The sequence below is a fragment of the Streptomyces sp. NBC_01451 genome (assembly GCF_036227485.1).
In the GTDB taxonomy this organism is placed as follows: Bacteria; Actinomycetota; Actinomycetes; order Streptomycetales; family Streptomycetaceae; genus Streptomyces.
The window spans coordinates 1047647-1070097 of record NZ_CP109479.1 but is presented as its reverse complement, the minus strand read 5'-3'; the positions used below and the strand labels follow the sequence as shown (position 1 = coordinate 1070097).

Genomic DNA, 22451 nt, shown 5'->3' with positions numbered 1-22451 from the left:
TGGGTAAATGCTCAGTCCACAAGACCTTTTAGGACCTTTTAGCGGTGGCCCGGCAGAAGTAACTGCGCGTTTACGCGCCCGGAACCCGCGACCGACCGGGGAGGACCGCTGACCGTCGCATCGCAGTCACCAGAACTGCCTGACCCGCCGGAACGATCAGGCGCCGGGGACGAGTTCTCGCGGGTGCTCGACCGCGCCCTGTCCGGCGGCGGCGCCCCCACGCCCGAACTGCGCCCGGTGCGCGTGGCCTCGGCGGTCGACGAGGTCTCCGACCGGCTGCTCACCGCCATCGCCGTCGGCGACTTCCTGCCGGGGGAGCGGCTGCCGGTCGAGCGCGAGCTGATCACGCTGCTGGGGGTGAGCCGTCCCACGGTGCGTGAGGCGGTCGGCCGGCTCCAGGCGGTCGGTGTCATCGAGATCCGCCGGGGCCGCAACGGCGGTGCCTATGTGCGCGACAGCTGGAGCGAGTCCTCCGGTGCCGCCGTCCGGCGCACCCTGGTGCCGCGCTGGGCGGAGTTCGAGCAACTCTTCGACCTGCGCGGGCTGGTGGAGGGGATGGTGGCGGCGACGGCGGCCAGGCGTCGGCGCCCCGAGGACCTCGTACCCATGCGCGACGCCCTGGCCGCCTACCTGTCCGCCCGTGACCCGCGCGAGGAACACGCCGCCGACAGCGCCTTCCACCGCAGCGTCTGCGACGCCACCCACAACCCCCAGATCGCCATGCTCAGCCGCGACCTGCTGGCCCGCGCCAGCCTGGGCTTCCCGGTCGAACCCTGGGGCAAGGGCGAGCGCACCCACTTCCACCGCGGCGGCGAGGACCACAAGGCCCTCTACGAGGCGGTCGCGGCCGGCGAACCGGAGCGGGCGGAAGAGATCGCCCGCGAGCACTTCACCATCAGCGCGGACATGATCCGCGACGTCCTGGCGAGAGTCAGGAACGCGACTCCGTCATGACAAAGACCCCCGGGCCGCAGGTGCGGTCCGGGGGCCGATGGGTGAGCCTGTGAACGAGGAGTGCGACTAAGGGGCGCGGGAACTGCGTGACCAGCCCCCAGCGGCCCGCAGCCGACGAACCGCCTACACGGACCACCCAGGCGCCGCAGGCACTAGCTCAACGTCGCCAACGTCGAATTCCACGTGGCCGACGGACGCATGACCGTCTTCGCCTTCTCGACGTCCGGCTGGTAGTACCCGCCGATGTCGGCCGGCTTGCCCTGAACCGCGATCAGCTCGGCGACGATCGTCTCCGCGTTCGCGGTGAGCGTCTCGGCGAACGGGGCGAACGACTTCGCCAGGTCCGCGTCGTCCGTCTGGGCCGCCAGCTCCTGAGCCCAGTACAGGGACAGGAAGAAGTGGCTGCCCCGGTTGTCGATACCGCCGACACGGCGGGTCGGCGACTTGTCCTCGTTGAGGAAGGTCGCCGTCGCACGGTCGAGGGTGTCGGCGAGGACCTGGGCGCGCGCGTTGCCGGTGGTCGTGGCGAGGTGCTCGAAGCTGGCCGCCAGCGCGAAGAACTCGCCCAGGCTGTCCCAGCGCAGGTAGTTCTCCTTGACGAGCTGCTGGACGTGCTTCGGGGCGGAGCCGCCGGCGCCCGTCTCGAAGAGGCCGCCGCCCGCCATCAGCGGGACGACCGACAGCATCTTGGCGCTGGTGCCCAGCTCCAGGATCGGGAACAGGTCGGTCAGGTAGTCGCGCAGCACGTTGCCGGTCACCGAGATGGTGTCCTCGCCGCGCCGGATCCGCTCGACCGACAGCTTGGTCGCCTCGACCGGGTTCAGGATCCGGATGACCAGGCCCTCGGTGTCGTGCTCGTCCAGGTACGTGTTGACCTTGGCGATCAGGTTGGCGTCGTGCGCGCGGGTCTCGTCCAGCCAGAACACGGCCGGGGAGCCGGTCGCGCGGGCGCGGGTGACGGCCAGCTTCACCCAGTCCCGGATCGGGGCGTCCTTGGTCTGGCAGGCGCGGAAGATGTCACCGGCGGCGACCGGCTGCTCGATCACCACGTTGCCGGCCTGGTCCACGAGACGGACCGTGCCGGCGACCGGGATCTCGAAGGTCTTGTCGTGGCTGCCGTACTCCTCGGCCTTCTGCGCCATCAGACCGACGTTCGGGACCGAGCCCATGGTCGACGGGTCGTAGGCGCCGTTGGCGCGGCAGTCGTCGATCGCGACCTGGTAGACACCGGCGTAGGAGGAGTCCGGCAGCACCGCGAGGGTGTCGGCCTCCTGGCCGTCCGGGCCCCACATGTGGCCCGAGGTGCGGATCATGGCCGGCATCGAGGCGTCGACGATGACGTCGGACGGGACGTGCAGGTTGGTGATGCCCTTGTCGGAGTCGACCATGGCCAGCGCCGGGCCCTCGGCCAGCTCGGCGTCGAAGGACGCCTTGATCGCGGCGCCCTCGGGCAGCGACTCCAGGCCCTTGTAGAGGCCGCCGAGACCGTCGTTCGGGGACAGACCGGCCGCCGCGAGGGTCTCGCCGTACTGCGCGAACGTCTTCGGGAAGAAGGCGCGTACGACGTGGCCGAAGATGATCGGGTCGGAGACCTTCATCATCGTGGCCTTGAGGTGCACGGAGAACAGCACACCCTCGGCCTTGGCGCGGGCGATCTGCGCGGTGAGGAACTCGCGCAGCGCGGCGACGTGCAGTACGGAGGCGTCGACGACCTCGTCCGCGAGTACGGGTACGGACTCGCGCAGGACGGTCGTCGAGCCGTCCTCGCCCACCAGCTCGATGCGCAGCGAACCGGCCTCCGAGATCACCACGGACTTCTCGGTCGAGCGGAAGTCGTTCTCGCCCATCGTCGCCACGTTCGTCCTGGACTCCGAGGTCCAGGCGCCCATGCGGTGCGGGTGGGTCCTGGCGTAGTTCTTCACCGAGGCGGGGGCGCGGCGGTCGGAGTTGCCCTCGCGCAGCACCGGGTTCACGGCGGAACCCTTGATCTTGTCGTAGCGGGCGCGGATGTCGCGCTCCTCGTCCGACTTCGGGTCGTCCGGGTAGTCCGGCAGCGCGTAGCCCTGGCTCTGCAGCTCGGCGACCGCCGCCTTGAGCTGGGGGATCGACGCCGACACGTTCGGCAGCTTGATGATGTTCGCCTCGGGCGTCTTCGCCAGCTCACCGAGCTCGGTGAGGGCGTCCGCGATGCGCTGGCCCTCCTCCAGGAACTCGGGGAAGACGGCGATGATGCGGCCGGCCAGCGAGATGTCCCGGGTCTCGACGTTCACCCCGGCCTGCGAGGCGTACGCCTGGATCACGGGCAGGAACGAGTGGGTCGCCAGTGCGGGCGCCTCGTCAGTGTGCGTGTAGATGATGGTCGAGTCAGTCACCGGGTGCTCCGCTCCACGTCTGCAACATTGCTCGACATCAAGATATCTCCTGCTCGGCTCTCACTCGACAGGGGTCCGCACGGAACCCGGCACGGGCCGGTACCGAACCCGGCACGGGCCGGTACGGAAACCGATCGGATCCGGTACGGAACCCGATCGGAATTCCGTACGGATCCAGGCAACCGACTTCGCCGATCTTGTGGTCTAGGGGGTAGACCCACACCGGATCGGCGGCCGGACCTGACCACCCGGGCGCCCGAGTGAAAGCGGACCATGAGATATCGCACCAGACTGACGGCCCCTGCGGCAGCCCTGCTCGGCACGGCCGCGGCCACCACCCTGGCCCCTGCCGCCTACGCGGCGTCCGGGGGGACGTCCAGGACGGCTTCGGGGAAGGACGCCGCCGCCCCTGGCCCCGAGACCCTCGGTGACCCCGTCTTCCCGAGCCTCGGCAACGACGGCTACCGCGTCGCCGCCTACCACCTCGACCTCGCCTACGACGCCACGACCAAGCTGGTCGAGGGCGAGGCGACCCTGCGCATCCGCACCACCCAGGACCTGAGCCGCCTCTCGCTGGACGCCCTCGGCCTGGACATCCGCTCCGTCCGCGTCGGCGGCCGGGCGGCCACGTACGAGCAGGTCGACGAGAAGCTGCGGATCACGCCCGCCCGGCCGCTGCCGGAGAACACCGCGACGACGATCTGCGTCGAGTACGGCGCCGACCCGCGCCGCGCGCTGACCCACACCGCCTGGGTCCCCACCCCCGACGGCTTCGCGGTGTGCCCGCAGCCCAACTCCGCGCACACCGTCTTCCCGTGCAACGATCACCCGGCCGACAAGGCCGACTTCACGTTCCGGATCACCGTGCCGAGCACCCTGCGCGGTGTCGCGAGCGGCACCCTCGTCCGCACGGAGATCCTGGACGGTGACCGGACCGCGTACTCCTACCGCTCGCGCTCGCCGATCGCGACCGAGCTCGTGCAGATAACCGTCGGCGACTACGTGGTGAAGGACCGGCAGGGGCCGAACGGGCTGCCGCTGCGGGACGTCGTCCCGGTCGCGCGCGCCGAGGCCCTCGAACCGGCGCTGGCCCTCACCCCGGGCCTGGTGGCGTGGCTCGAACAGCGGCTCGGCGCCTACCCGTTCGAGACGTACGGCCTGCTGCCGTGCAACTCCGACGATCCGGCGGCCTTCGACTTCACGGGCCTGGAGACCCAGACCCTCACGCTCTACAAGCCGAACTACCTTCTCCAGGCGGAGAAGTCCATCGGCTCGCACATGATGCACGAGCTGGTCCACTCCTACTTCGGCAACAGCGTCAGCCCCGGCACCTGGGCCGACCTGTGGCTCAACGAGGGCCACGCCGACTTCTACGGACTGCTCTACCGCTACGAGCGCGGCTGGACCGACTCCCTCGGCCTGACCACGATGGAAGCGCGCATGAAGAACACGTACGCGCGCGGCGACCAGTGGCGCCGCACCTCCGGACCGGTCGCGGCACCCAACGAGGCCAACCTGTTCGACAGCCAGCGCTATCTGGGCGGCGTCCTCGTCCTCTACGCGCTGCGCGAGTTCGTCGGCGAGGCCACCTTCGGCGCGATCGAGCGCACCTTCCTCGACCGCTACCGGGGCGCCTCGGCGACGACCGAGAACTACATCTCGGTCGCCTCCGAGATCGCCGGCCAGGACCTCTCCGGCTTCCTGCGGGACTGGCTGTACGGGACGACGACACCGCGGATGCCCAATCACCCGGACTGGACGGTCACCCCGGTGACCACGTCACTGGTCGCGCCGCAGAACCGCACGGCCGGCCACCACGACAACTCGGCGACCCTCTGAGCCGGACTGCCGGGACGTGAGTCTCACCGGTCGAGCTTGTCGAACCGGTCGAGCAGGGTGGACGCCGGTCCGCCCTGCTCGGCGCCGAGGCCCAGGTCGGGTTCCGGGTGGCCGCCCCGCTGCTGCGGAATGACCACCGCGCCCTGCTGCAGGGCGACCGTCCGCGCGGGTGCCGGGATGCTGATGCCCTCCGCCCGGTAGCGCCTGTGCAGGCGCTTGATGAACTCGTGCTTGATCCGGAACTGGTCGCTGAACTCGCCGACCCCCAGGATCACGGTGAAGCCGATCCGCGAGTCGCCGAAGGTGTGGAAGCGCACCAGCGGTTCGTGCTCCGGGACGGCGCCGGTGATCTCCGTCATCACCTCGGCGACGACCTCGCAGGTGACCCGCTCGACCTGCTCCAGGTCGCTGTCGTAGGCGACGCCGACCTGGACCAGGATCGTCAGCATCTGCTCGGGCCGGTTGAAGTTGGTCATGTTCGTCCCGGCGAGCTGCCCGTTCGGGATGATGACCAGGTTGTTGGAGAGCTGGCGGATCGTCGTCTGGCGCCAGTTGATGTCGACGACGTACCCCTCCTCGCCGCTGCTCAGCTTGATGTAGTCACCGGGCTGGACGGTCTTCGAGGCGAGGATGTGGATGCCCGCGAAGAGGTTGGCGAGGGTGTCCTGGAGGGCGAGCGCGACGGCCAGACCGCCGACCCCCAGGGCGGTGAGCATCGGCGCTATGGAGACGCCCAGCGTCTGGAGCACGACCAGGAAGCCCAGGGCCAGGATGACGACCCTGATGATGTTGACGAAGATCGTCGCCGAGCCGGCGACCGCCGACCGGGACTGGGTGACGGCACTCACCAGCCGGCCGACCACTCTGGCCACCGTGAGCGTCGTGACGCCGATCAGGAGCACGGTCAGTGTCTGGTTGACGTTGTGCCCGACGGTCCTCGTCAGCGGCAGCGCCGCGGCGGCGGCCGCCGCGCCCCCGGTGAACGCGGACCACGGCACCACCGTGCGCAGCGCGTCCACGATGACGTCGTCCCCGCTCCAGCGGGTGCGGTCCGCGTGCCTGCCCAGCCAGCGCAGCAGCATGCGCAGCAGGAAGGCCGCCAGCAGGCCCACGGCGAGGGCGATGCCCGCGACGACCAGATCGTCCACGGTGAGTACTCGCGTCACCGCTCACCTCCGAGGAGAGGTTCCGCGGCGCCCCGCGCCACCGACGGCCGGATGTGAAGTCTCGTCACTTGCCACCTGTTCGAATGTGCGAAAAGTTCTGGATGAGCGATCAACTCCCGGACGCCTGTACGACGTCCGGCGACCGCTCATCCTGCCGCATCCGGCCGACCGCTCGTCACCGAGCAGTGGCAAACCCGCCAGCGAGCAGCTCAGACGGGGAGCGCATCGCAGACGTCCGCGGGGTGCACCTCCCACGCGGGGAAGGGGTCCTCGTACGCCGTGTGCGCCAAGTCCGCTGCGTACGCGGCCAGTTCCTCCTCCGTCAACAGGCAGCGCGAGAGCGCCAGTCGCAGCGACTGGCGGCGCAGATCGGTGCCGATGAACACCAACTCCTGCCCCTGTACAGGGGATTCGGTGCCCGTGGCGTCACCCGTGGCGATCGGTTCGAAGCGGGCCACCGAGCCCGCCTGTGACCACAGGCCCGTGGTGCCGGGGCGGGACGCGAGGGTGAAGAAGCCCTTGGAGCGCAGCACTTGGCCGTAGTGCCCCGCGTCGAGCGGGCCGGTGAGCAGGTCCCAGAGGCGGCCCGGATGGAAGGGGCGCGGGTCGCGCAGCACGAGCGAGGAGATGCCGTACTCCTCGGTCTCCGGCACATGGTCGCCGTTCAGCTCGGCCACCCAGCCCGGTGCCTGCTCGGCCTTCTCCAGGTCGAACAGGCCCGTGCCGAGGAGTTCGGCGGGGTCGATCTCGCCGCGGACGGTGCGGTGGACGCGGGCGGCCGGGTTGAGGCGCCGCAGGGTCGCCGCCAGACGGTCGGCGGCCTCCTCGGGGACGAGGTCGGTCTTGTTGAGGAGGATGACGTCGGCGAACTCGATCTGGTCGACGAGCAGATCGCTCACCGTGCGCTCGTCGCCCTCGACCGGGGTGATCCCGCGCTCCAGCAGGTCGTCGCCGCGGTCCAGCTCGGGCAGGAAGTTCACCGCGTCCACGACGGTGACCATGGTGTCCAGGCGGGAGACGTCCAGCAGGCTCGCGCCGTCGTCGCGGGCGAAGGCGAAGGTGGCGGCCACGGGCATGGGTTCCGAGATCCCGGAGCTCTCGATGAGCAGGTAGTCGAAACGGCCCGCGCGGGCCAGCTTCTCGACCTCCTCCAGGAGGTCGTCCCGGAGGGTGCAGCAGATGCAGCCGTTGGTCATCTCGACCAGTCGCTCCTCCGTACGGGAGAGGGCGCCGCCGTCCCGGACGAGGGACGCGTCGATGTTGATCTCACTCATGTCGTTCACGATGACCGCGACCCGCAGGCCCTGACGGTTGCCGAGGACATGGTTGAGCAGCGTCGTCTTCCCGGCGCCGAGAAAGCCGGAGAGCACGGTCACGGGCAGGCGGTGGTCGCCGGAAGTGGTGGGCATGCCTCCGCACGCTAGCTTATTGGAAACCATTTTCACAAACGGCCGCCAAGGAGGCTTCAGATCACCTTCAGCCGCACCAGCGCCCCCAGCGTCAACGCCCCCGGCAGCAGCGGTACCCACACGGTGATGATCCGGAACGCGAGCACCACCGCCGTGGCGACGGCCACCGGCCCGCCCACCGCGACCAGGGCCAGGACCAGCGCCGCCTCGACGGAACCGATACCGCCCGGCGTGGGGATCAGCGCGACGGCGACCGTCGCGGCGAGGTAGGCGAGCGCCATGTGCCAGGCCGGCACCGGCAGCCCCAACGCCGTCCCCACCGCGGCCAGTCCGGCGGCCTGCAACGCCGGGAACGCCAGCGAACCGCCCCACAGCGCCAGCGCCCGGCATGGCCGCATGTGCACGGAACGGGCCTCGCCGAGCGCCGTGCGCAGAAAGGAGAGGGCGGCCGTGCGCAGCCGCCGTACACCCGCCAGCGCGCCGGCCACCGCCGACAGCACCACGCAGATGCCGATGAGCAGCGGACCGAATGCCGTGCCGGGAAAGAGACTTCCGAGCCGCAGGGCATGCGGGAACGCGATCAGCAGCGCGGCCAGCAGACCCAGCCGGCCGACGGCCTCCGCGAGCAGATACAGGGCGAGCGCCGCCGAGGAACGGGCCGGCGGCAGACCGCACACCGTCATGAACCGCAGATTGACCGCGCTCGCGCCGAGCCCCGTCGGCAGCAGATGGTTCGCCGAACCGGCCGCGAACTGCGTGGCGAGCAACCGTCGCCCGGGCAGCCGCTCGACGACGGCTCCCTGCCGGCCGACGGCGGCGGCCACCCAGGTCAGACACGTCGCCCCCGCCGCCGCCAGCAGCCAGGGCAACCTCGCCGACGCCAGCTGGGCGAAGCCCTCGGCGAGCACCTGCCGGTGGCGCACCGCGACCAGGGCGACCAGGAGGAGCGGGAGCAGGCACAGGACCTGCCGCACCGGTACGCGCCGGCGCCCGGCCGGGGGAGGGAGAACCACTGTCACAACCGGAGAGGTTCTCCGTACCGCACCAACACCGGGTTGCGTACGCCCGGCCACCGGCCGAAGCGCCGGGCAACGGCACGGGAGGGCCCGGTGCGCACGCCTTTCGCCGTCCTTGACCTCAAGGTCGCTTGAGGTCGTACGGTCACAGCATGAGTATGGAGACCACAGCCTGGATGCAGTTGCACAGCGTCATGAACTCCCAGCAGGACCGGCGCCCCTTCGCCCGCGCGACCCTGCGCCGCATCGCGGAGTTCGCACGCCCGCACCGCCGCCGCATCATCCGCTTCGTCGTCCTGAGCGTGCTCACGGCGCTGCTCGCCGTCGCCACCCCCGTTCTCGCGGGCCGTGTCGTCGACACGATCGTGTCGGGCGGCGACGAGAGCACGGTCGTCCGGCTCGCACTGCTCATCGCGGTCATCGCGGTCGCCGAGGCGGTCCTCGGGATTCTCGGCCGCTGGCTCTCGTCCACGCTCGGGGAGGGGCTGATCCTCGATCTGCGGACGGCCGTGTTCGATCATGTACAGCGCATGCCGGTCGCGTTCTTCACCCGCACCCGTACGGGAGCGCTGGTGTCCCGGCTCAACAACGACGTCATCGGCGCGCAGCGAGCGTTCAGCAACACCCTGTCCGGTGTGGTGAGCAACCTGGTCACCCTGGTGCTCACGCTCGCCGTGATGCTCACCCTGTCCTGGCAGATCACCCTGCTCGCCCTGGTACTGCTGCCGGTGTTCGTGGTCCCCGCCCGGCGGATGGGCAGCCGCATGGCCCGCCTCCAGCGCGAGGCCGCCGACCTCAACGCCTCGATGGGCACCCGGATGACCGAGCGCTTCTCGGCCCCCGGCGCCACCCTCGTCAAGCTCTTCGGACGGCCCGACGAGGAGTCCGCCCAGTTCGCGGCCCGCGCCCGCCGGGTACGGGACATCGGCGTACGGACCGCTCTCGCGCAGTCGGTCTTCATCACCGCCCTCACCCTGGTGTCGGCCCTGGCGCTCGCCCTGGTGTACGGGCTCGGCGGCTGGTTCGCGCTGCGCGGCACCCTGGAACCGGGCGCGGTCGTCTCGCTCGCCCTGCTCCTCACCCGGATGTACGCGCCGCTCACGTCGCTCGCGGGGGCGCGCGTCGAGGTGATGAGCGCCCTGGTGAGCTTCGAGCGCGTCTTCGAGGTGCTCGACCTGAAACCCCTCATCGAGGAGAAACCGGACGCCCGCGAGGTCCCCGAGGGCCCGGTCGCGGTGGAGTTCGACAACGTCCGCTTCGCCTACCCCGCCGCCGACCGCGTCTCCCTCGCCTCCCTGGAGGAGGTGGCCGCCCTCGACACCAGGGGCGGCACGGAGGTCCTCCACGGAGTCAGCTTCCGCGCCGAACCCGGCCAGACGATCGCCCTCGTGGGCACCTCCGGCGCCGGAAAGTCGACCATCGGACAACTCCTGCCCCGCCTGTACGACACCGACGAGGGCGCCGTACGCATCGGCGGCGTCGACGTCCGTGACCTGAGCGCCGCCTCGCTGCGCGCGACCCTCGGCATGGTCACCCAGGACGGCCACCTCTTCCACGACTCCGTGCGCGCCAACCTGGTGCTGGCCCGCCCCACGGCGACGGACGACGAACTGTGGGCCGCGCTGACCCGGGCCCGCCTCGACGACCTGGTCCGCGAGCTGCCCGACGGCCTCGACACCGTGGTCGGTGAACGCGGCTACCGTCTCTCCGGCGGCGAACGCCAGCGCATGACCATCGCCCGGCTGCTGCTGGCCCGCCAGCGCGTCGTCATCCTCGACGAGGCGACCGCCCACCTGGACAACACCTCGGAGGCGGCGGTCCAGGAGGCCCTGGCCGAGGCCCTCGCCGACCGCACGGCAGTGGTGATCGCCCACCGTCTGTCCACGATCCGGGCGGCGGACCTGATCCTCGTGGTCGAGGCCGGACAGATCCTCGAACGCGGCACGCACGACGAACTGCTGGCCCTGGACGGGCGGTACGCGGAGCTGTACCGCACACAGTTCGCGCAGCCCGGCGAGCGGGCGGAGGTGACGGAGGCCGCGTAGGCACGCGGGCGCGGGGGGAACGGCCCGCGGAGACGGCACCCGGACATACTGCGGATCCTGTAGGTGCTCCTCCCGTTTCGGTAGGGCGGATTGCCATCAGCGGGACGACGCCCCGGAGGCCCTCCCCGGGACAGCCTTGGCAGGTACGTCCGACCCGAGGTGAGGTTCCCTGCCGTGGCTGCATTTCTGTACCGAACGGGCCGTCTGGCCTTCCGAAGGCGCTGGTACGTCGTCCTCCTGTGGGTGGGTGTGCTGGCCTGTGCGGGACTGGGCGCCCTGAAGGCGCCGGGAGCTGCCGAGGAGGAGTTCTCGATGCCGGGCATCGAGTCCCAGAAGGCGTTCGACCTGATGGGAGAGCGTTTCCCCGGCGCCGCCGCCGACGGCGCCACCGCCCGGGTGGTCTTCGTCGCCCCCGACGGGCAGAAGGTCACCGCCACCGAAAACAGGAAGGCCGTCGAGGAGGCCGTGGACGCCCTCGCCGACGGCACCCAGGTCGCCGGCGTGGCCGACCCCTTCGCGACACGGGCGGTCAGCGAGGACGCCTCGACGGCGTACGCCACCGTCACCTACAAGGTGAAGGCCGCCGATGTCACCGACGCCAGCCGCACGGCTCTGGAGAAGGCCGCCGACCGTGCGCGGGACGCGGGTCTGACCGTCGAGGCGGGCGGTGACGCGATGGACAGCGGTGGCGGGCCCGGCGGCGTGGCCGAGATCATCGGCATCGCGCTGGCCGCCGTGGTCCTGCTGATCACCTTCGGATCGCTCGCGGCGGCCGGGCTGCCGCTGCTGACGGCGATCCTCGGCGTCGGCATCACCATGTTCACCATCACGACGCTGGCCCATGCCCTCGGGATGGACACGAACACCGGCACCCTCGCGATGATGCTGGGCCTCGCGGTCGGCATCGACTACGCGCTGTTCGTCGTCTCCCGCTACCGCGAGGAACGCGCCAAGGGACACGACCCGCAGGAGTCGACCGGGCTGGCCGTGGGCACGGCAGGGTCGGCGGTGGTCTTCGCCGGCCTCACCGTGGTCATCGCCCTGGCCGGCCTCGCCGTGGTGGGCATTCCGACGCTCACCAAGATGGGTCTCGCCGCGGCCGGCGCGGTCGTCGTCGCCGTCCTCATCGCCCTGACCGTCGTACCCGCTCTGCTCGGTTTCTGGCCCCGAGCCGTACTGCCGCGCACCGCACGCGAGGGCGCCGCGCAGGGCGGAAAGCCCCGGACCAAGACCAGGACCAAGGCCAAAGCCACGGCCACGGCCACGGCCACCGGGCGGAGCCTGCTCGTACGGAAGGCGGTGGCCGGCAGGCGAGTCGTCGCCGCGAGGCGGCTACCGACCCACAAGGACTCACCGGCAGAGAACGGCGCCGCGAACAGCACCGAGACGAGCACCGAGAAGAGCACCGGGGACAGTCCCGGGGGCAACCTGGGCACCCGTTGGGCCCGGTTCGTGCTGCGTCGCCCCATCCCTGTGCTGATCCTGGGCGTCCTCGGCCTCGGCGCCCTGGCGATACCCATGACGTCCCTGCAACTGGGCATGCCCGGCGACGAGGCCAAGCCGGTCTCCACCACCGAGCGCCGCGCCTACGACGCCCTCGCCGACGGCTTCGGCCCCGGCTTCAACGGTCCGCTGACCATCGTCGTGGACGCCAGGGGCGCCGCCGACCCGAAGACGGCGGTCGCGACCGTCGGCGACCGGATCGGCGCCACGAAGGGCATCGTCTCGGTCGCCACGCCCCACTTCAACGAAGCCGGCGACACCGCCGTGTTCACCGCGACCCCGTCCACCAGCCCCACCGACAAGCGGACCAAGACCCTCGTCACGACCATCCGCGACGCGCGCCCCGCCACCGAGGCGGCGGCGGACGGAGCGACCTTCGAGGTCACCGGCACCACGGCCCTGAACATCGACATCGCCGCGAAGGTCCAGGGGGCACTGGTCCCGTACCTGGTGACCGTCGTGGGCCTGGCGGTCATCCTCCTGCTGGTGGTCTTCCGATCCCTGCTCGTCCCGCTGAAGGCCGCCCTCGGCTTCCTGCTCTCGGTCCTGGCGGCCCTCGGCGCGGTCGTCGTGGTCTTCCAGCAGGGCCATGGAGCGGGCCTGTTCGGGGTGGAGCAGACCGGGCCGATCATGAGCCTGATGCCGATCTTCCTGGTGGGCATCGTCTTCGGCCTCGCCATGGACTACGAGGTCTTCCTCGTCTCCCGGATGCGGGAGGCGTACGTCCACGGCGACACGGCGCAGGAAGCGGTGGTCTCCGGGTTCCGGCACAGCGCCCGGGTGGTCGTCGCCGCCGCGCTGATCATGATCGCGGTGTTCGCCGGATTCGTCGGCGAGGACGAATCCATGATCAAGATGATCGGGTTCGGCCTGGCCACCGCTGTCCTGCTCGACGCCTTCGTCGTACGGATGGCCCTCGTGCCCGCCGTCCTCGCCCTCCTCGGCGACAGGGCGTGGTGGCTGCCCCGCCGGCTGGACCGGCTGCTGCCCCGCGTCGACATCGAGGGCGAGGCCCTCACCCGCGTCCCGGCCGACGCCACGGAACGCCGGCCCGACCCGGACCCGGCCCCTGACGAGCCCGTCGAGGCGCACGTCTGACCCGGCCGGACCCGGGCCGTCCAGGGCTGCCCGTGGCCTCCGCCACGGGCAGCCCGTGCCGCGTCGCGTACCGAATGTCGTTCATCATGGGCCCAGGCCCTTCATCCGGAGACACAGATGCCCTCCAGCCTGGAGCACTACACAGGGCGCCGAACCACCGCCACCGACGTGATCCTGGTCCTGGGACTGCTCGGAACCGTGGCCCTCGGCGCCTCGATCGCCATCCCCGGCGTCACCCAACCGCGCCAGTCATGGCCGGCCGAAGTCCTCGCTGCCGTCTCCTGCCTCGCCCAGCTGAGGGCCCGCACCTACCCGCGCATCACTCTCGCCGTGGCCACGGCCTGCACGGTGAGCACCCTGGCCCTGGGCTTTCTGCTGACACCGCTGCTGCTCTCTCCCCTGATGATCGCCCTGTACCGGCTGGCCGCCGGCACCGACCCCAGGACCACGCGCGTCTACGGCGCCCTGACCATGGCCGTGGTCGTCGTCACCGGCCTGTTCGACCTGCCCTCGACCGGGATGCTCCTGCTGCGCACCATCGGGCCCGTGCTGTGGCTGATGCTGCCCCTGGTCGGCGGCAGCAGGGACCGGCTGCGCCGGGACTACATGGACTCCGTACAGGCGCGCGCCACCTATGCCGAACGCACCCGCGAGGAGGAGGCCCGGCTACGGGTCGCCGAGGAACGGATGCGCATCGCCCGCGAACTCCACGACGTGGTCGCCCATCACATGGCCGTCGCCAACGCCCAGGCCGGCACCGCCCGCCACCTCGCGCCCACCCACCCGGAACAGGCGATGCGGCTGCTCGACGAGCTGACTGCCACAACGTCCTCCGCGCTGCTCGAACTCCGCGCCACCGTAGGGGTGTTGCGCCAGACCGGCGACTCCGAGGCCGATTCACTGGAACCCGCCCCCGGCCTCGACCGCCTCCCCGAGCTGATCGCGACCTGCGAGACCGCAGGCATCGAGGTCACCGTCTCCACCGAGGGAGAACCGCGGAACCTGTCACCGGGCGTCGACCTGACGGCGTACCGGATCATCCAGGAAGCCCTCACCAACGTCACGAAGCACGGCGCGGGCAAGGGTGCGACCATCCGGCTCACGTACTCCGACTCCCGGCTGCTCATCTCGGTCACCAACGACGCGGCCACCGCCCCTCCGTCGGTCCCGGGCGGCGGCTACGGCCTGATGGGCATGCGTGAGCGGGCCCACTCCGTCGGCGGCGACCTGCACGCGGGCCCCCGCCCCGGCGGCGGCTTCGAGGTCGCCACCGCACTCCCGCTGCACCCCCTCGCCGCGGAGGACGATCCGCACCTGCGGGCCCCGCAGGAAGCCCTCGAAGAAGAAGACCGCAAAGAGGAAGACCGGAAACCGGAGGCAGCCCGGCCACCGGAGGCAGCCCGGCAAGAAGACGAGGCAACCGCGTGACCATCCGTGTCTTGCTCGCCGACGACCAGGCCCTGCTGCGGGGCACGTTCCGGCTGCTGATCGACTCCTGCGCCGACATGGAGGTGGTCGGCGAGGCGGTCAACGGCGACGAGGCGGCAGACCTCGCCCGCACCCACCACCCCGACGTCGTCCTCATGGACATCCGGATGCCCGGCTCGGACGGTCTCGCCGCCACCGAAGCCATCTGCGCCGACCCCGCCCTGGCCGGCACCCGCGTCCTCATCCTCACCATGTTCGAGACCGACGAGTACGTGGCCAAGGCACTGCGCGTCGGCGCCAGCGGCTTCCTCGGCAAGTACGTCACCACCGACACCCTCCTCACCGGCATCCGCACGGTCGCCTCCGGCGAGGCACTCCTCTCACCCGGCGCCACCCGCGCCCTCATCACCCGCTTCCTCACCGCCCCGGCCCCCGGCGGCCTCCTCGCACCCCCGGAACGCCTGGCCGACCTCACGCCCCGCGAACGCGAGGTCACCGCCCTCGCGGCCCAGGGCAAGTCGAACGCCGACATCGCCGAGGACCTGGTCCTGAGCGTCCTGACCGTCCGCACCCACATCCAGCGTGCCCTGACCAAACTCGGCGCCCGTGACCGCGCCCAACTCGTCGTCATCGCCTACCAGACCGGCCTCGTACGCCCCGCCGTCCGGGACCTCTGACGCCTTCGGAGACCCAGGAGATCCCGGTCCGTGCCAAGCACCCGTCCTGAAGAAGCGGTTCGCCTCGGCGGGGCCCGTAGTTGATGGTGCGACGGTCGACGATGACCTGGTCGAGCCATGCCTGGAACACCGAGGGCATCGAGCGGTTGTAGAGCGGCACGGTGAAGAGGTGGGCGCTCGCCCCTGAAGGGCGGTCTGTTGCGCTACACCGAACTTCAGCGCGACATCCCCGGCATCTCCCAGCGCATGCTGTCGCGCACCCTCTCCCAGCTCCACCGCGACGGCCTGGTCACCAGGACCGCCTACGCCGAGTTGCCGCCACGCGTGGAGTACGCGCTCACCTCCCTCGGCGCCAGCCTCAACGACATCGTGGCCTCCCTGATCGGCTGGGCGGCCGACCACCACGACGAGATCCGTCAGCACCGGGAGCGCTCGGACGCGGCGGACGCGCGCTGACCGGACCACCGTCCCCGGGGAGGCCGCGCCTACGGAGCCCGGGACGGGTCGTCGGCAGTGGCGAAGGTCACGGAGGCCGGTGAAGGCCGGTGCGTAGGCTGGTCGCCGTCGTTGCGGCGGCACGCCCGGGGAGTGCGACGGACCCGGGGCGCGGCCTGACGATGTGCGAGAAGGTCGGCGTCCGGTCGGTGCGAGTCCTCGGGAACCCCGCGGACGACGACCGGGCCCGCGACTCGTCGTAAGGTAAGGAAACAGCCCTTGACCTGCGAAGACGCAGGCAGGGAGCCTAGGTCCGGGAGTCCTCCATGCTGCGCACCATGTTCAAGTCCAAGATCCACCGAGCCACCGTCACCCAGGCCGACCTGCACTACGTCGGCTCCGTGACCATCGACGCCGACCTCCTCGACGCCGCCGACCTGCTGCCCGGCGAGCTCGTGCACATCGTCGACATCACCAACGGCGCCCGGCTGGAGACGTACGTCATCGAGGGCGAGCGGGGGTCCGGCGTCGTGGGGATCAACGGGGCGGCGGCCCACCTCGTCCATCCCGGAGATCTGGTGATCATCATCAGTTACGCTCAGGTGACCGACGCCGAGGCGCGGGCGTTGCGGCCGGCGGTTGTCCACGTGGACCACGGCAACCGTGTCGTGGCGCTGGGCGCCGACCCGGCTGAGCCGGTGCCGGGTTCGGACCAGGCGCGCAGCCCGCAGGCGGTCACGGCCTGACCGTCCGGTGAGCCGGCGCGCCCGGTCGGCGATCCGAGGACCCGAGGACCCCACGAGGAGTGTGTCCATGAGCGACATCGAGATCCGCGACGACCGGACGGCAGGCCGCCTGGAGGCGGTGGCGGAGGGGGAGGTCGTGGGCCACATCGCGTACTTCGTGCTGGCCGCACGAGGGCGCGCACTGGTCCCGGTCCATACGATCGTCGAGCCGGCGCACGAGGGAAAGGGCATCGCGGGCTCACTGGCCCGCGAGCTCTACCTCATGGCCGCCCGCGAGGGCATCGTCGTGGCCCCCCTCTGCCCGTACGTCGTGAAGTGGGCCGAGCGCCACCCCGACGAGGCCCCGGCGGCGGACCCCCAGTTGATCCGTGCCGCCAAGGAGTGGCTTGTGGCGAACCCCGACCGCTTCTGACGTCCCGACAGTCCCACGACCCGACGACCCGACAGCCTGACAAGGGGACTCTCCGCGCCGTGCTCGCCCTGCTGCACACCTCGCCCCTGCACGTCCCGGTGTTCGACGCCCTGCGCGACGAGGACCACCAGGGTCTGGAACTCGCCCACTTCGTCCACGAGGACCTGCTGACCAGGGCCCGGGCCGAAGGGCCCGACGCGGTGGCGGGTGACGTCCGGGCCGTCCTGGAACGGGCCGTCGCCGACGGCGCGGGCGCCGTGCTCTGCACCTGCTCCTCCATCGGCGGTGTCGCGGAGGCGGTCGCCGTGGAGGTCGGGGTGCCCGTGCTGCGGGTCGACCGTCCGATGGCCGCCGCCGCGGTGGCCATCGGCCCGAGGGTGGTCGTCGTCGCGACCTCGGAGAGCACGTTCGGACCCACGGTGGCCCTCGTCGAGGAGGAGGCGCGCCGCGCCGGACTTCCCGCCGAGGTGCGGAAGCTGTTCGTGGACGGCGCCTGGGCCCTCTTCCGGGCGGGCGACTCGGAGGGCTACGTCCGTTCGGTGACCGACGCGGTGGACTCGATCCCCGGCGACAGCGCCGATGCGATCATCCTCGCCCAGGCCTCCACGACCCCGGCGCAGGCGCTGGCGACGACCACGGTGCCGGTGCTGTCCAGTCCCCGGCCGGGACTGGCGGCGGGCGCGGCGGCTGCACGGGCAGCCACGACCGGCAGAGGGTGACCCACCTGGTCCCGCGCGGGTAGCGCGACGGAGTGAGTGGGGGCGCGTGCGCCGGGTACGCGGGGAGAAGTCCAGAGCCGAAGCCGACGAACCCCCAGGCTGGAGGACACCGTGACGCAACCGGACCCGTATCCCCACCCCGTACCGCCGGGCCCCACCCCCGGCCCCTTCCCGGACCCGACACCGGGTCCCCCGCCGGGCCCCGACCCGGAACCGCCCGTCCCCGGGCCGACTCCGACACCACCGGGCCCCGACCCGTCCCCCATCCCACAGCCCCCGGGCCCCGAGCCGGTCCCCGACCCCGAACCGGGCCCGCCGCTGTCCTGAGCCGAGGCAAGCCGGAAACATCAGGTGGGCGGCCGGAAACCCCGGCCGCCCACCATCACACCAGGTGCGGAACCGCGCCCCTTGAGGGGCGCGGGGAACTGCGCGACCAGCCCCCACGCCTCCGCGGCCAAAGAGCCGCCGATCCAGAGAACCGCCGATCTCGCGGAGCGACCCTCAGCCGGTGACCTCGGACCGGTCGCCGCCCCACAGGGTGTGGAACGCGCCCTCGCGGTCCGTGCGGCGGTAGGTGTGGGCGCCGAAGAAGTCCCGCTGGCCCTGGGTCAGCGCGGCCGGGAGGCGCTCCGCGCGCAGGGCGTCGTAGTACGCGAGGGCCGCTGCGAAGCCCGGCGTCGGGACACCCTGACGGGTTGCCGCGACCAGCACCTCGCGCCAGTCGTCCTGCGCCGCCGCGATCTCCTGCGCGAACGTGTCGTCGGACAGCAGGCTCGGCAGGTCCGCCCGCGTGTCGTACGCGGCGCGGATACGGTCCAGGAAGGCCGCCCGGATGATGCAGCCGCCGCGCCAGAGGGCGGACACGGCACCGAGGTCGATGTCCCAGTCGTACTCGGCGCCGCCCGCCGCGATCTCGTGGAAGCCCTGCGTGTACGACACGATCTTCGACGCGTACAGCGCCTGCTCGACACGGTCGGCGAAGGCCGCCGCCTCCGACTCGCCCAGCGGGGTCGCCTTCGGGCCGGCCAGATCGCGCGAGGCCTCGCGCAGTGCCGCGTGCCCGGAGAGGGAGCGGGCGAACACGGCCTCGGCGATGCCCGACACCGGGACGCCCAGGTCGAGGGCGATCTGCACGGTCCAGCGGCCGGTGCCCTTCTGCTCGGCCTGGTCCACCACCACGTCCACGAACGGCTTGCCGGTCGCCGCGTCCACGTGCGACAGCACCTCGGCGGTGATCTCGATCAGGTAGGAGTCGAGACGGCCCGTGTTCCAGGTGCGGAAGATGTCGGCGATCTGCGCGGGGGAGTACCCGGCGACATCGCGCAGCAGCTGGTACGCCTCGCCGATGAGCTGCATGTCGGCGTACTCGATGCCGTTGTGGACCATCTTCACGAAGTGCCCGGCGCCGTCCGGACCCACGTGCGAGACACAGGGGGTGCCGTCCTCCGCCTTCGCGGAGATCTTCTCCAGCATCGGACCGAGGGAGTCGTACGACTCGACCGGGCCGCCCGGCATGATGCTCGGGCCGAGCAGCGCGCCCTCCTCGCCGCCCGAGACGCCCATGCCGACGAAGTGGATGCCCTGCTCGCGCAGGTCGCGCTCCCGGCGCCGGGTGTCCGCGAAGTGCGCGTTGCCGCCGTCGATGATCATGTCGCCGGGCTCCAGGAGCGGGGCGAACTCCTGGATCACCGCGTCGGTCGGCTCACCGGCCTTCACCATGACGACCAGGCGGCGCGGCCGTTCCAGCGCGGCCACGAACTCCTTGGCGGTGTCGGCCGCGATGAAGTCGCCCTCGGTCCCGAACTCCTCGACCAGAGCGTGCGTACGCGCCGCCGTCCGGTTGTGCAGCGCGACCGTGTAGCCGTTGCGCGCGAAGTTGCGGGCGAGGTTGCGGCCCATCACCGCGAGTCCCGTGACGCCGATCTGGGCTGAGTTGCTCATGCGGATGGCTCCTAGTGGGTCCTGGAAAACGGTGGTGCCGGTAGGTCCTGGAATCGGTGGTGCCGTACCTGCTCGTCAGTATTGCCCTTCGGGCCATCCTGACGTGCCGGTACGCCGACCGCACATCCGGGCTGCCGTTCCTGCGTACGCAGATACGGACCAGAACCCCCACCTGCCTCAGCATTTACGCAATCGACCCGTATTCCTGGCCACTTCGGTTTCGCCGCAGGCGAACTTCGGCCGTACGGAGGCTGGTTTGCGGTCTTGTGTGGCCTGTTCACAGCGTTTACTTTTGCGGCTCCTGGCAACGCTGAGGGGGCTCTTCCATGGCCGTACGCGGCAAGCACCGCCGGTATCAGCCGAACCGGATCAACCGGGCCTCTCTCACCGTCACCGCGGGCAGCGCAGGTATCGCGCTCCCGCTGGTCGGCGCGGGAGCGGCGGACGCGGCGGACGTGGCGACCTGGAACAAGGTCGCCGCATGCGAGTCCACGAACGACTGGAACATCAACACCGGCAACGGCTACTACGGCGGGCTCCAGTTCAGCCAGTCCACCTGGGAGGCGTACGGCGGCATCGCCTACGCCGGGCGCGCGGACCTGGCCACCAAGGACCAGCAGATAGCCGTGGCCGAGAAGGTGCTCAAGGCACAGGGCCCCGGCGCCTGGCCCGTCTGCTCGGTCCGCGCCGGCCTCACGCGCGGCGGCGACACCCCCGACATCAACCCCACCGGCACCGCGGGCGGCACGAGCAGGGCGGGCACGTCGGAACGGAAGTCCCAGCGGACCGTCCGTGACGTGAAGCCGCAGACCACGCCCCAGTCCCGGGCGGGCACCGCCGAGATGTACACCGTCGTGCACGGCGACACCCTCTCCGGCATCGCCGACGACCGTGACGTCCGGGGCGGCTGGCAGCGCCTCTACGCGGGCAACCGCACCACGATCGGCACCGATCCGGACCTGATCGTCCCCGGCCAGCGACTGAACCTCCGTACCAAGGCCGCACCCGGAGCGCCGGCCACCGCCGAGCCCGCCCGTAAGCCGAAACCGGCGAAGGCCCCCGCGCACACCGCCGAGAAGGCCGCCGCCAAGGCTCCCGGCACCACGACCACCACCCTCACCGCGCCCGTGAGCGCCACGACCGGGACGCCGTACCACAAGGCGGGTTCCTCCTGGTCGAAGGGCTACCACACGGGTGTCGACTTCCCGGTGCCCACCGGTACCTCCGTGAAGGCGATCGGCGTGGGCGAGGTCGTCGAGGCCGGCTGGGGCGGGTCCTTCGGTTACCAGGTGGTGATCCGGCACGCCGACGGGCGCTACTCGCAGTACGCGCACCTGTCCGCGATCTCCGTGCGGGCCGGGCAGTCGGTGTCGGCCGGGCAGCGCATCGGGCGCTCGGGTTCCACGGGCAACAGCACGGGCCCGCATCTGCACTTCGAGGTGCGGACGGGACCCGGCTTCGGCAGCGACATCGACCCGGTGGCCTACCTCCGGGCCGGCGGCGTCAGGATTTGACCCGCATGCGGTGGCGGTCGCGGGCGGATATCGGGATCGGCACGTAGGGGATGCCGTAGAAGGCCCCGTAGGGAACGGGCTCCTCGTCGAGCACGTCCTGCGCCGTCACCGGTGCCGGTGTCGCCGCGACGGCCGGCACCGGCAGGGCGGGCTCCTCGCGCACCGTCACCGCCGCGGTCTCCTCGCGCCCGGATCCGGCCTGTTCCGGTACCGAGGGTGCCGAAGCAGCGGAAACAGCAGCAGGGGAAGGAAAGGCGGAGGGCGGCGCGTCGGTGTGCGTGGCGTGCTGGAGCCGCTCCGTGGTGAGCAGGATCAGGCCGCCGGCCGCGACCACACCGCAGCTCAGCGCGAGGATGGTGCCCGTGGTGCCGTACCGGAAGGTCTCGCCGAACATCGTGATGCCGACCGCCGCCGCCACCACCGGGTTCACGACCGTCAGGGTCGCGAGCGGCGCCGTGAGGCCGCCGCCCCGGTAGGCCGCCTGCGAGAGCAGCAGACCGGAGACACCCAGCACCGCGATCAATGCCAGGGAGGGCACGTCCGCGACCGTGAGGCCGCCGGACCAGTCCACGGCGACCACCTTCGTGAACACCGACGACATGCCGAAGGCGATACCCGACGCGATGGCGAGGAGGGTGCTGCGCACCGCCGGGTGCCGGTGCGCGGCGCGCCCCGCCACCATCAGCGCCACCACCGCGGAACCGGTGACCACGGCCAGCAGCACCCGCTCGGTGGTGCCCAGGGACTGCGCCTCGGACGTGCCGACCAGGGACAGCAGGCCCGCGAGCCCCAGCGTCGCCATGATCGCGCCCCGCCAGGCCGCCGCCCCCGCCTTGCGGCGGACGAACAGGGCCGCCATCGGCAGCGCGAACACGATGGTCAGGGCGCCCATCGGCTGGACGACGCTCAGCGGCCCGAACGCCAGCGCGACCACGTGCAGCACTCCGCCGAAGCCGTTCAGCGCCACGGCGGCCCACCAGACAGGCCTGCGCATCGGCGCGTACGCCGGGCCGTGCTCGGAATCCGCGACCCGCTCCTGCACGATCGCCCCGCCCGCGTAGGCGACAGCGGAGACGAGCGACAGCAGGATGGACAACGCGAGGGCGCTCATGAGCAACTCCTCTGCGTGCAGCGGGGGCGCGGGGCCCGGCGCGGCGAACGATCGGCTTCCATGGTG

Annotated in this window: 17 protein-coding genes and 1 pseudogene; 11 read left to right on the top strand and 7 right to left on the bottom strand. The window is 71.4% G+C overall.

Going from position 1 to position 22451, the window contains the following annotated elements; genetic code table 11:
• Nucleotides 1-183: 183 nt before the first annotated feature.
• The gene (locus tag OG595_RS04750) at nucleotides 184-954 is read left to right on the top strand and encodes a FadR/GntR family transcriptional regulator (protein WP_329268122.1); all 771 of its coding nucleotides are present in this window, start codon (nucleotides 184-186) and stop codon (nucleotides 952-954) included.
• A 152-nt stretch (nucleotides 955-1106) separates the two neighbouring features.
• Here the strand turns inward: OG595_RS04750 and OG595_RS04745 are convergent, their stop codons facing one another.
• Entirely contained in the window at nucleotides 1107-3326 is a 2220-nt protein-coding gene (locus tag OG595_RS04745) for an NADP-dependent isocitrate dehydrogenase (RefSeq protein WP_329268120.1), read from the bottom strand.
• 273 nt (nucleotides 3327-3599) lie between these two features.
• Here OG595_RS04745 and OG595_RS04740 point away from each other — a divergent pair, with 273 nt between their 5' ends.
• Complete coding sequence (locus tag OG595_RS04740) at nucleotides 3600-5165, top strand: M1 family metallopeptidase (RefSeq protein ID WP_329268117.1); 1566 nt, start codon at nucleotides 3600-3602, stop codon at nucleotides 5163-5165.
• Nucleotides 5166-5188: 23 nt separating this feature from the next.
• Here OG595_RS04740 and OG595_RS04735 read toward each other — a convergent pair whose 3' ends face one another.
• The 3 genes from OG595_RS04735 to OG595_RS04725 all read right to left on the bottom strand — a co-directional run bounded on the left by OG595_RS04735 (nucleotide 5189) and on the right by OG595_RS04725 (nucleotide 8759).
• On the bottom strand, nucleotides 5189-6331 hold the full coding sequence (locus tag OG595_RS04735) for a mechanosensitive ion channel family protein (RefSeq protein ID WP_329268115.1): 1143 nt from the start codon (nucleotides 6329-6331) through the stop codon (nucleotides 5189-5191).
• 209 nt (nucleotides 6332-6540) lie between these two features.
• Nucleotides 6541-7740, bottom strand: coding sequence for a GTP-binding protein (locus tag OG595_RS04730; protein WP_329268113.1), 1200 nt, complete (start codon nucleotides 7738-7740; stop codon nucleotides 6541-6543).
• A gap of 56 nt (nucleotides 7741-7796) precedes the next feature.
• Complete coding sequence (locus tag OG595_RS04725) at nucleotides 7797-8759, bottom strand: lysylphosphatidylglycerol synthase transmembrane domain-containing protein (protein ID WP_329268111.1); 963 nt, start codon at nucleotides 8757-8759, stop codon at nucleotides 7797-7799.
• Nucleotides 8760-8914: 155 nt separating this feature from the next.
• Here OG595_RS04725 and OG595_RS04720 point away from each other — a divergent pair, with 155 nt between their 5' ends.
• The 4 genes from OG595_RS04720 (at nucleotide 8915) to OG595_RS04705 (ending at nucleotide 15507) form a co-directional block, all read left to right on the top strand.
• A complete protein-coding gene (locus OG595_RS04720; RefSeq protein ID WP_329282636.1) occupies nucleotides 8915-10801 on the top strand; it encodes an ABC transporter ATP-binding protein in 1887 nt (628 codons plus the stop codon).
• Between the two features lie 174 nt (nucleotides 10802-10975).
• Nucleotides 10976-13402, top strand: coding sequence for an MMPL family transporter (locus OG595_RS04715; protein ID WP_329268109.1), 2427 nt, complete (start codon nucleotides 10976-10978; stop codon nucleotides 13400-13402).
• A gap of 117 nt (nucleotides 13403-13519) precedes the next feature.
• A complete protein-coding gene (locus OG595_RS04710) occupies nucleotides 13520-14830 on the top strand; it encodes a sensor histidine kinase (RefSeq protein ID WP_329268108.1) in 1311 nt (436 codons plus the stop codon).
• On the top strand, nucleotides 14827-15507 hold the full coding sequence (locus OG595_RS04705) for a response regulator transcription factor (protein ID WP_329268107.1): 681 nt from the start codon (nucleotides 14827-14829) through the stop codon (nucleotides 15505-15507). The genes OG595_RS04710 and OG595_RS04705 overlap by 4 nt, the downstream gene beginning before the upstream one ends.
• Here the strand turns inward: OG595_RS04705 and OG595_RS04700 are convergent.
• Nucleotides 15458-15676, bottom strand: a pseudogene (locus OG595_RS04700) (NAD(P)H-dependent oxidoreductase); the annotation flags it as partial. The gene OG595_RS04705 and the pseudogene OG595_RS04700 sit on opposite strands and share 50 nt — an antisense overlap.
• 29 nt (nucleotides 15677-15705) lie before the next feature.
• Between OG595_RS04700 and OG595_RS04695 the strand changes: the two are divergent.
• The 4 genes from OG595_RS04695 to OG595_RS04680 all read left to right on the top strand — a co-directional run bounded on the left by OG595_RS04695 (nucleotide 15706) and on the right by OG595_RS04680 (nucleotide 17819).
• On the top strand, nucleotides 15706-15963 hold the full coding sequence (locus OG595_RS04695; protein ID WP_329268104.1) for a winged helix-turn-helix transcriptional regulator: 258 nt from the start codon (nucleotides 15706-15708) through the stop codon (nucleotides 15961-15963).
• A 305-nt stretch (nucleotides 15964-16268) separates the two neighbouring features.
• Entirely contained in the window at nucleotides 16269-16688 is a 420-nt protein-coding gene (panD, locus tag OG595_RS04690; protein WP_329268101.1) for an aspartate 1-decarboxylase, read from the top strand.
• Nucleotides 16689-16755: 67 nt separating this feature from the next.
• Nucleotides 16756-17100: a GNAT family N-acetyltransferase gene (locus OG595_RS04685; RefSeq protein WP_329268099.1), complete on the top strand. Its 345-nt coding sequence runs from the start codon at nucleotides 16756-16758 to the stop codon at nucleotides 17098-17100.
• A gap of 59 nt (nucleotides 17101-17159) precedes the next feature.
• Nucleotides 17160-17819, top strand: coding sequence for an aspartate/glutamate racemase family protein (locus tag OG595_RS04680; RefSeq protein ID WP_329268098.1), 660 nt, complete (start codon nucleotides 17160-17162; stop codon nucleotides 17817-17819).
• A gap of 501 nt (nucleotides 17820-18320) precedes the next feature.
• Here the strand turns inward: OG595_RS04680 and gndA are convergent.
• Nucleotides 18321-19760: an NADP-dependent phosphogluconate dehydrogenase gene (gndA, locus tag OG595_RS04675; RefSeq protein ID WP_329268097.1), complete on the bottom strand. Its 1440-nt coding sequence runs from the start codon at nucleotides 19758-19760 to the stop codon at nucleotides 18321-18323.
• Between the two features lie 326 nt (nucleotides 19761-20086).
• On the opposite strand from gndA, the gene OG595_RS04670 reads away from it, so the two are divergent.
• A complete protein-coding gene (locus OG595_RS04670; RefSeq protein ID WP_329268094.1) occupies nucleotides 20087-21274 on the top strand; it encodes a transglycosylase family protein in 1188 nt (395 codons plus the stop codon).
• Here the strand turns inward: OG595_RS04670 and OG595_RS04665 are convergent.
• A complete protein-coding gene (locus OG595_RS04665; protein WP_329268091.1) occupies nucleotides 21264-22385 on the bottom strand; it encodes a DMT family transporter in 1122 nt (373 codons plus the stop codon). The two genes, OG595_RS04670 and OG595_RS04665, sit on opposite strands and share 11 nt — an antisense overlap.
• Nucleotides 22386-22451 lie beyond the last annotated feature (66 nt).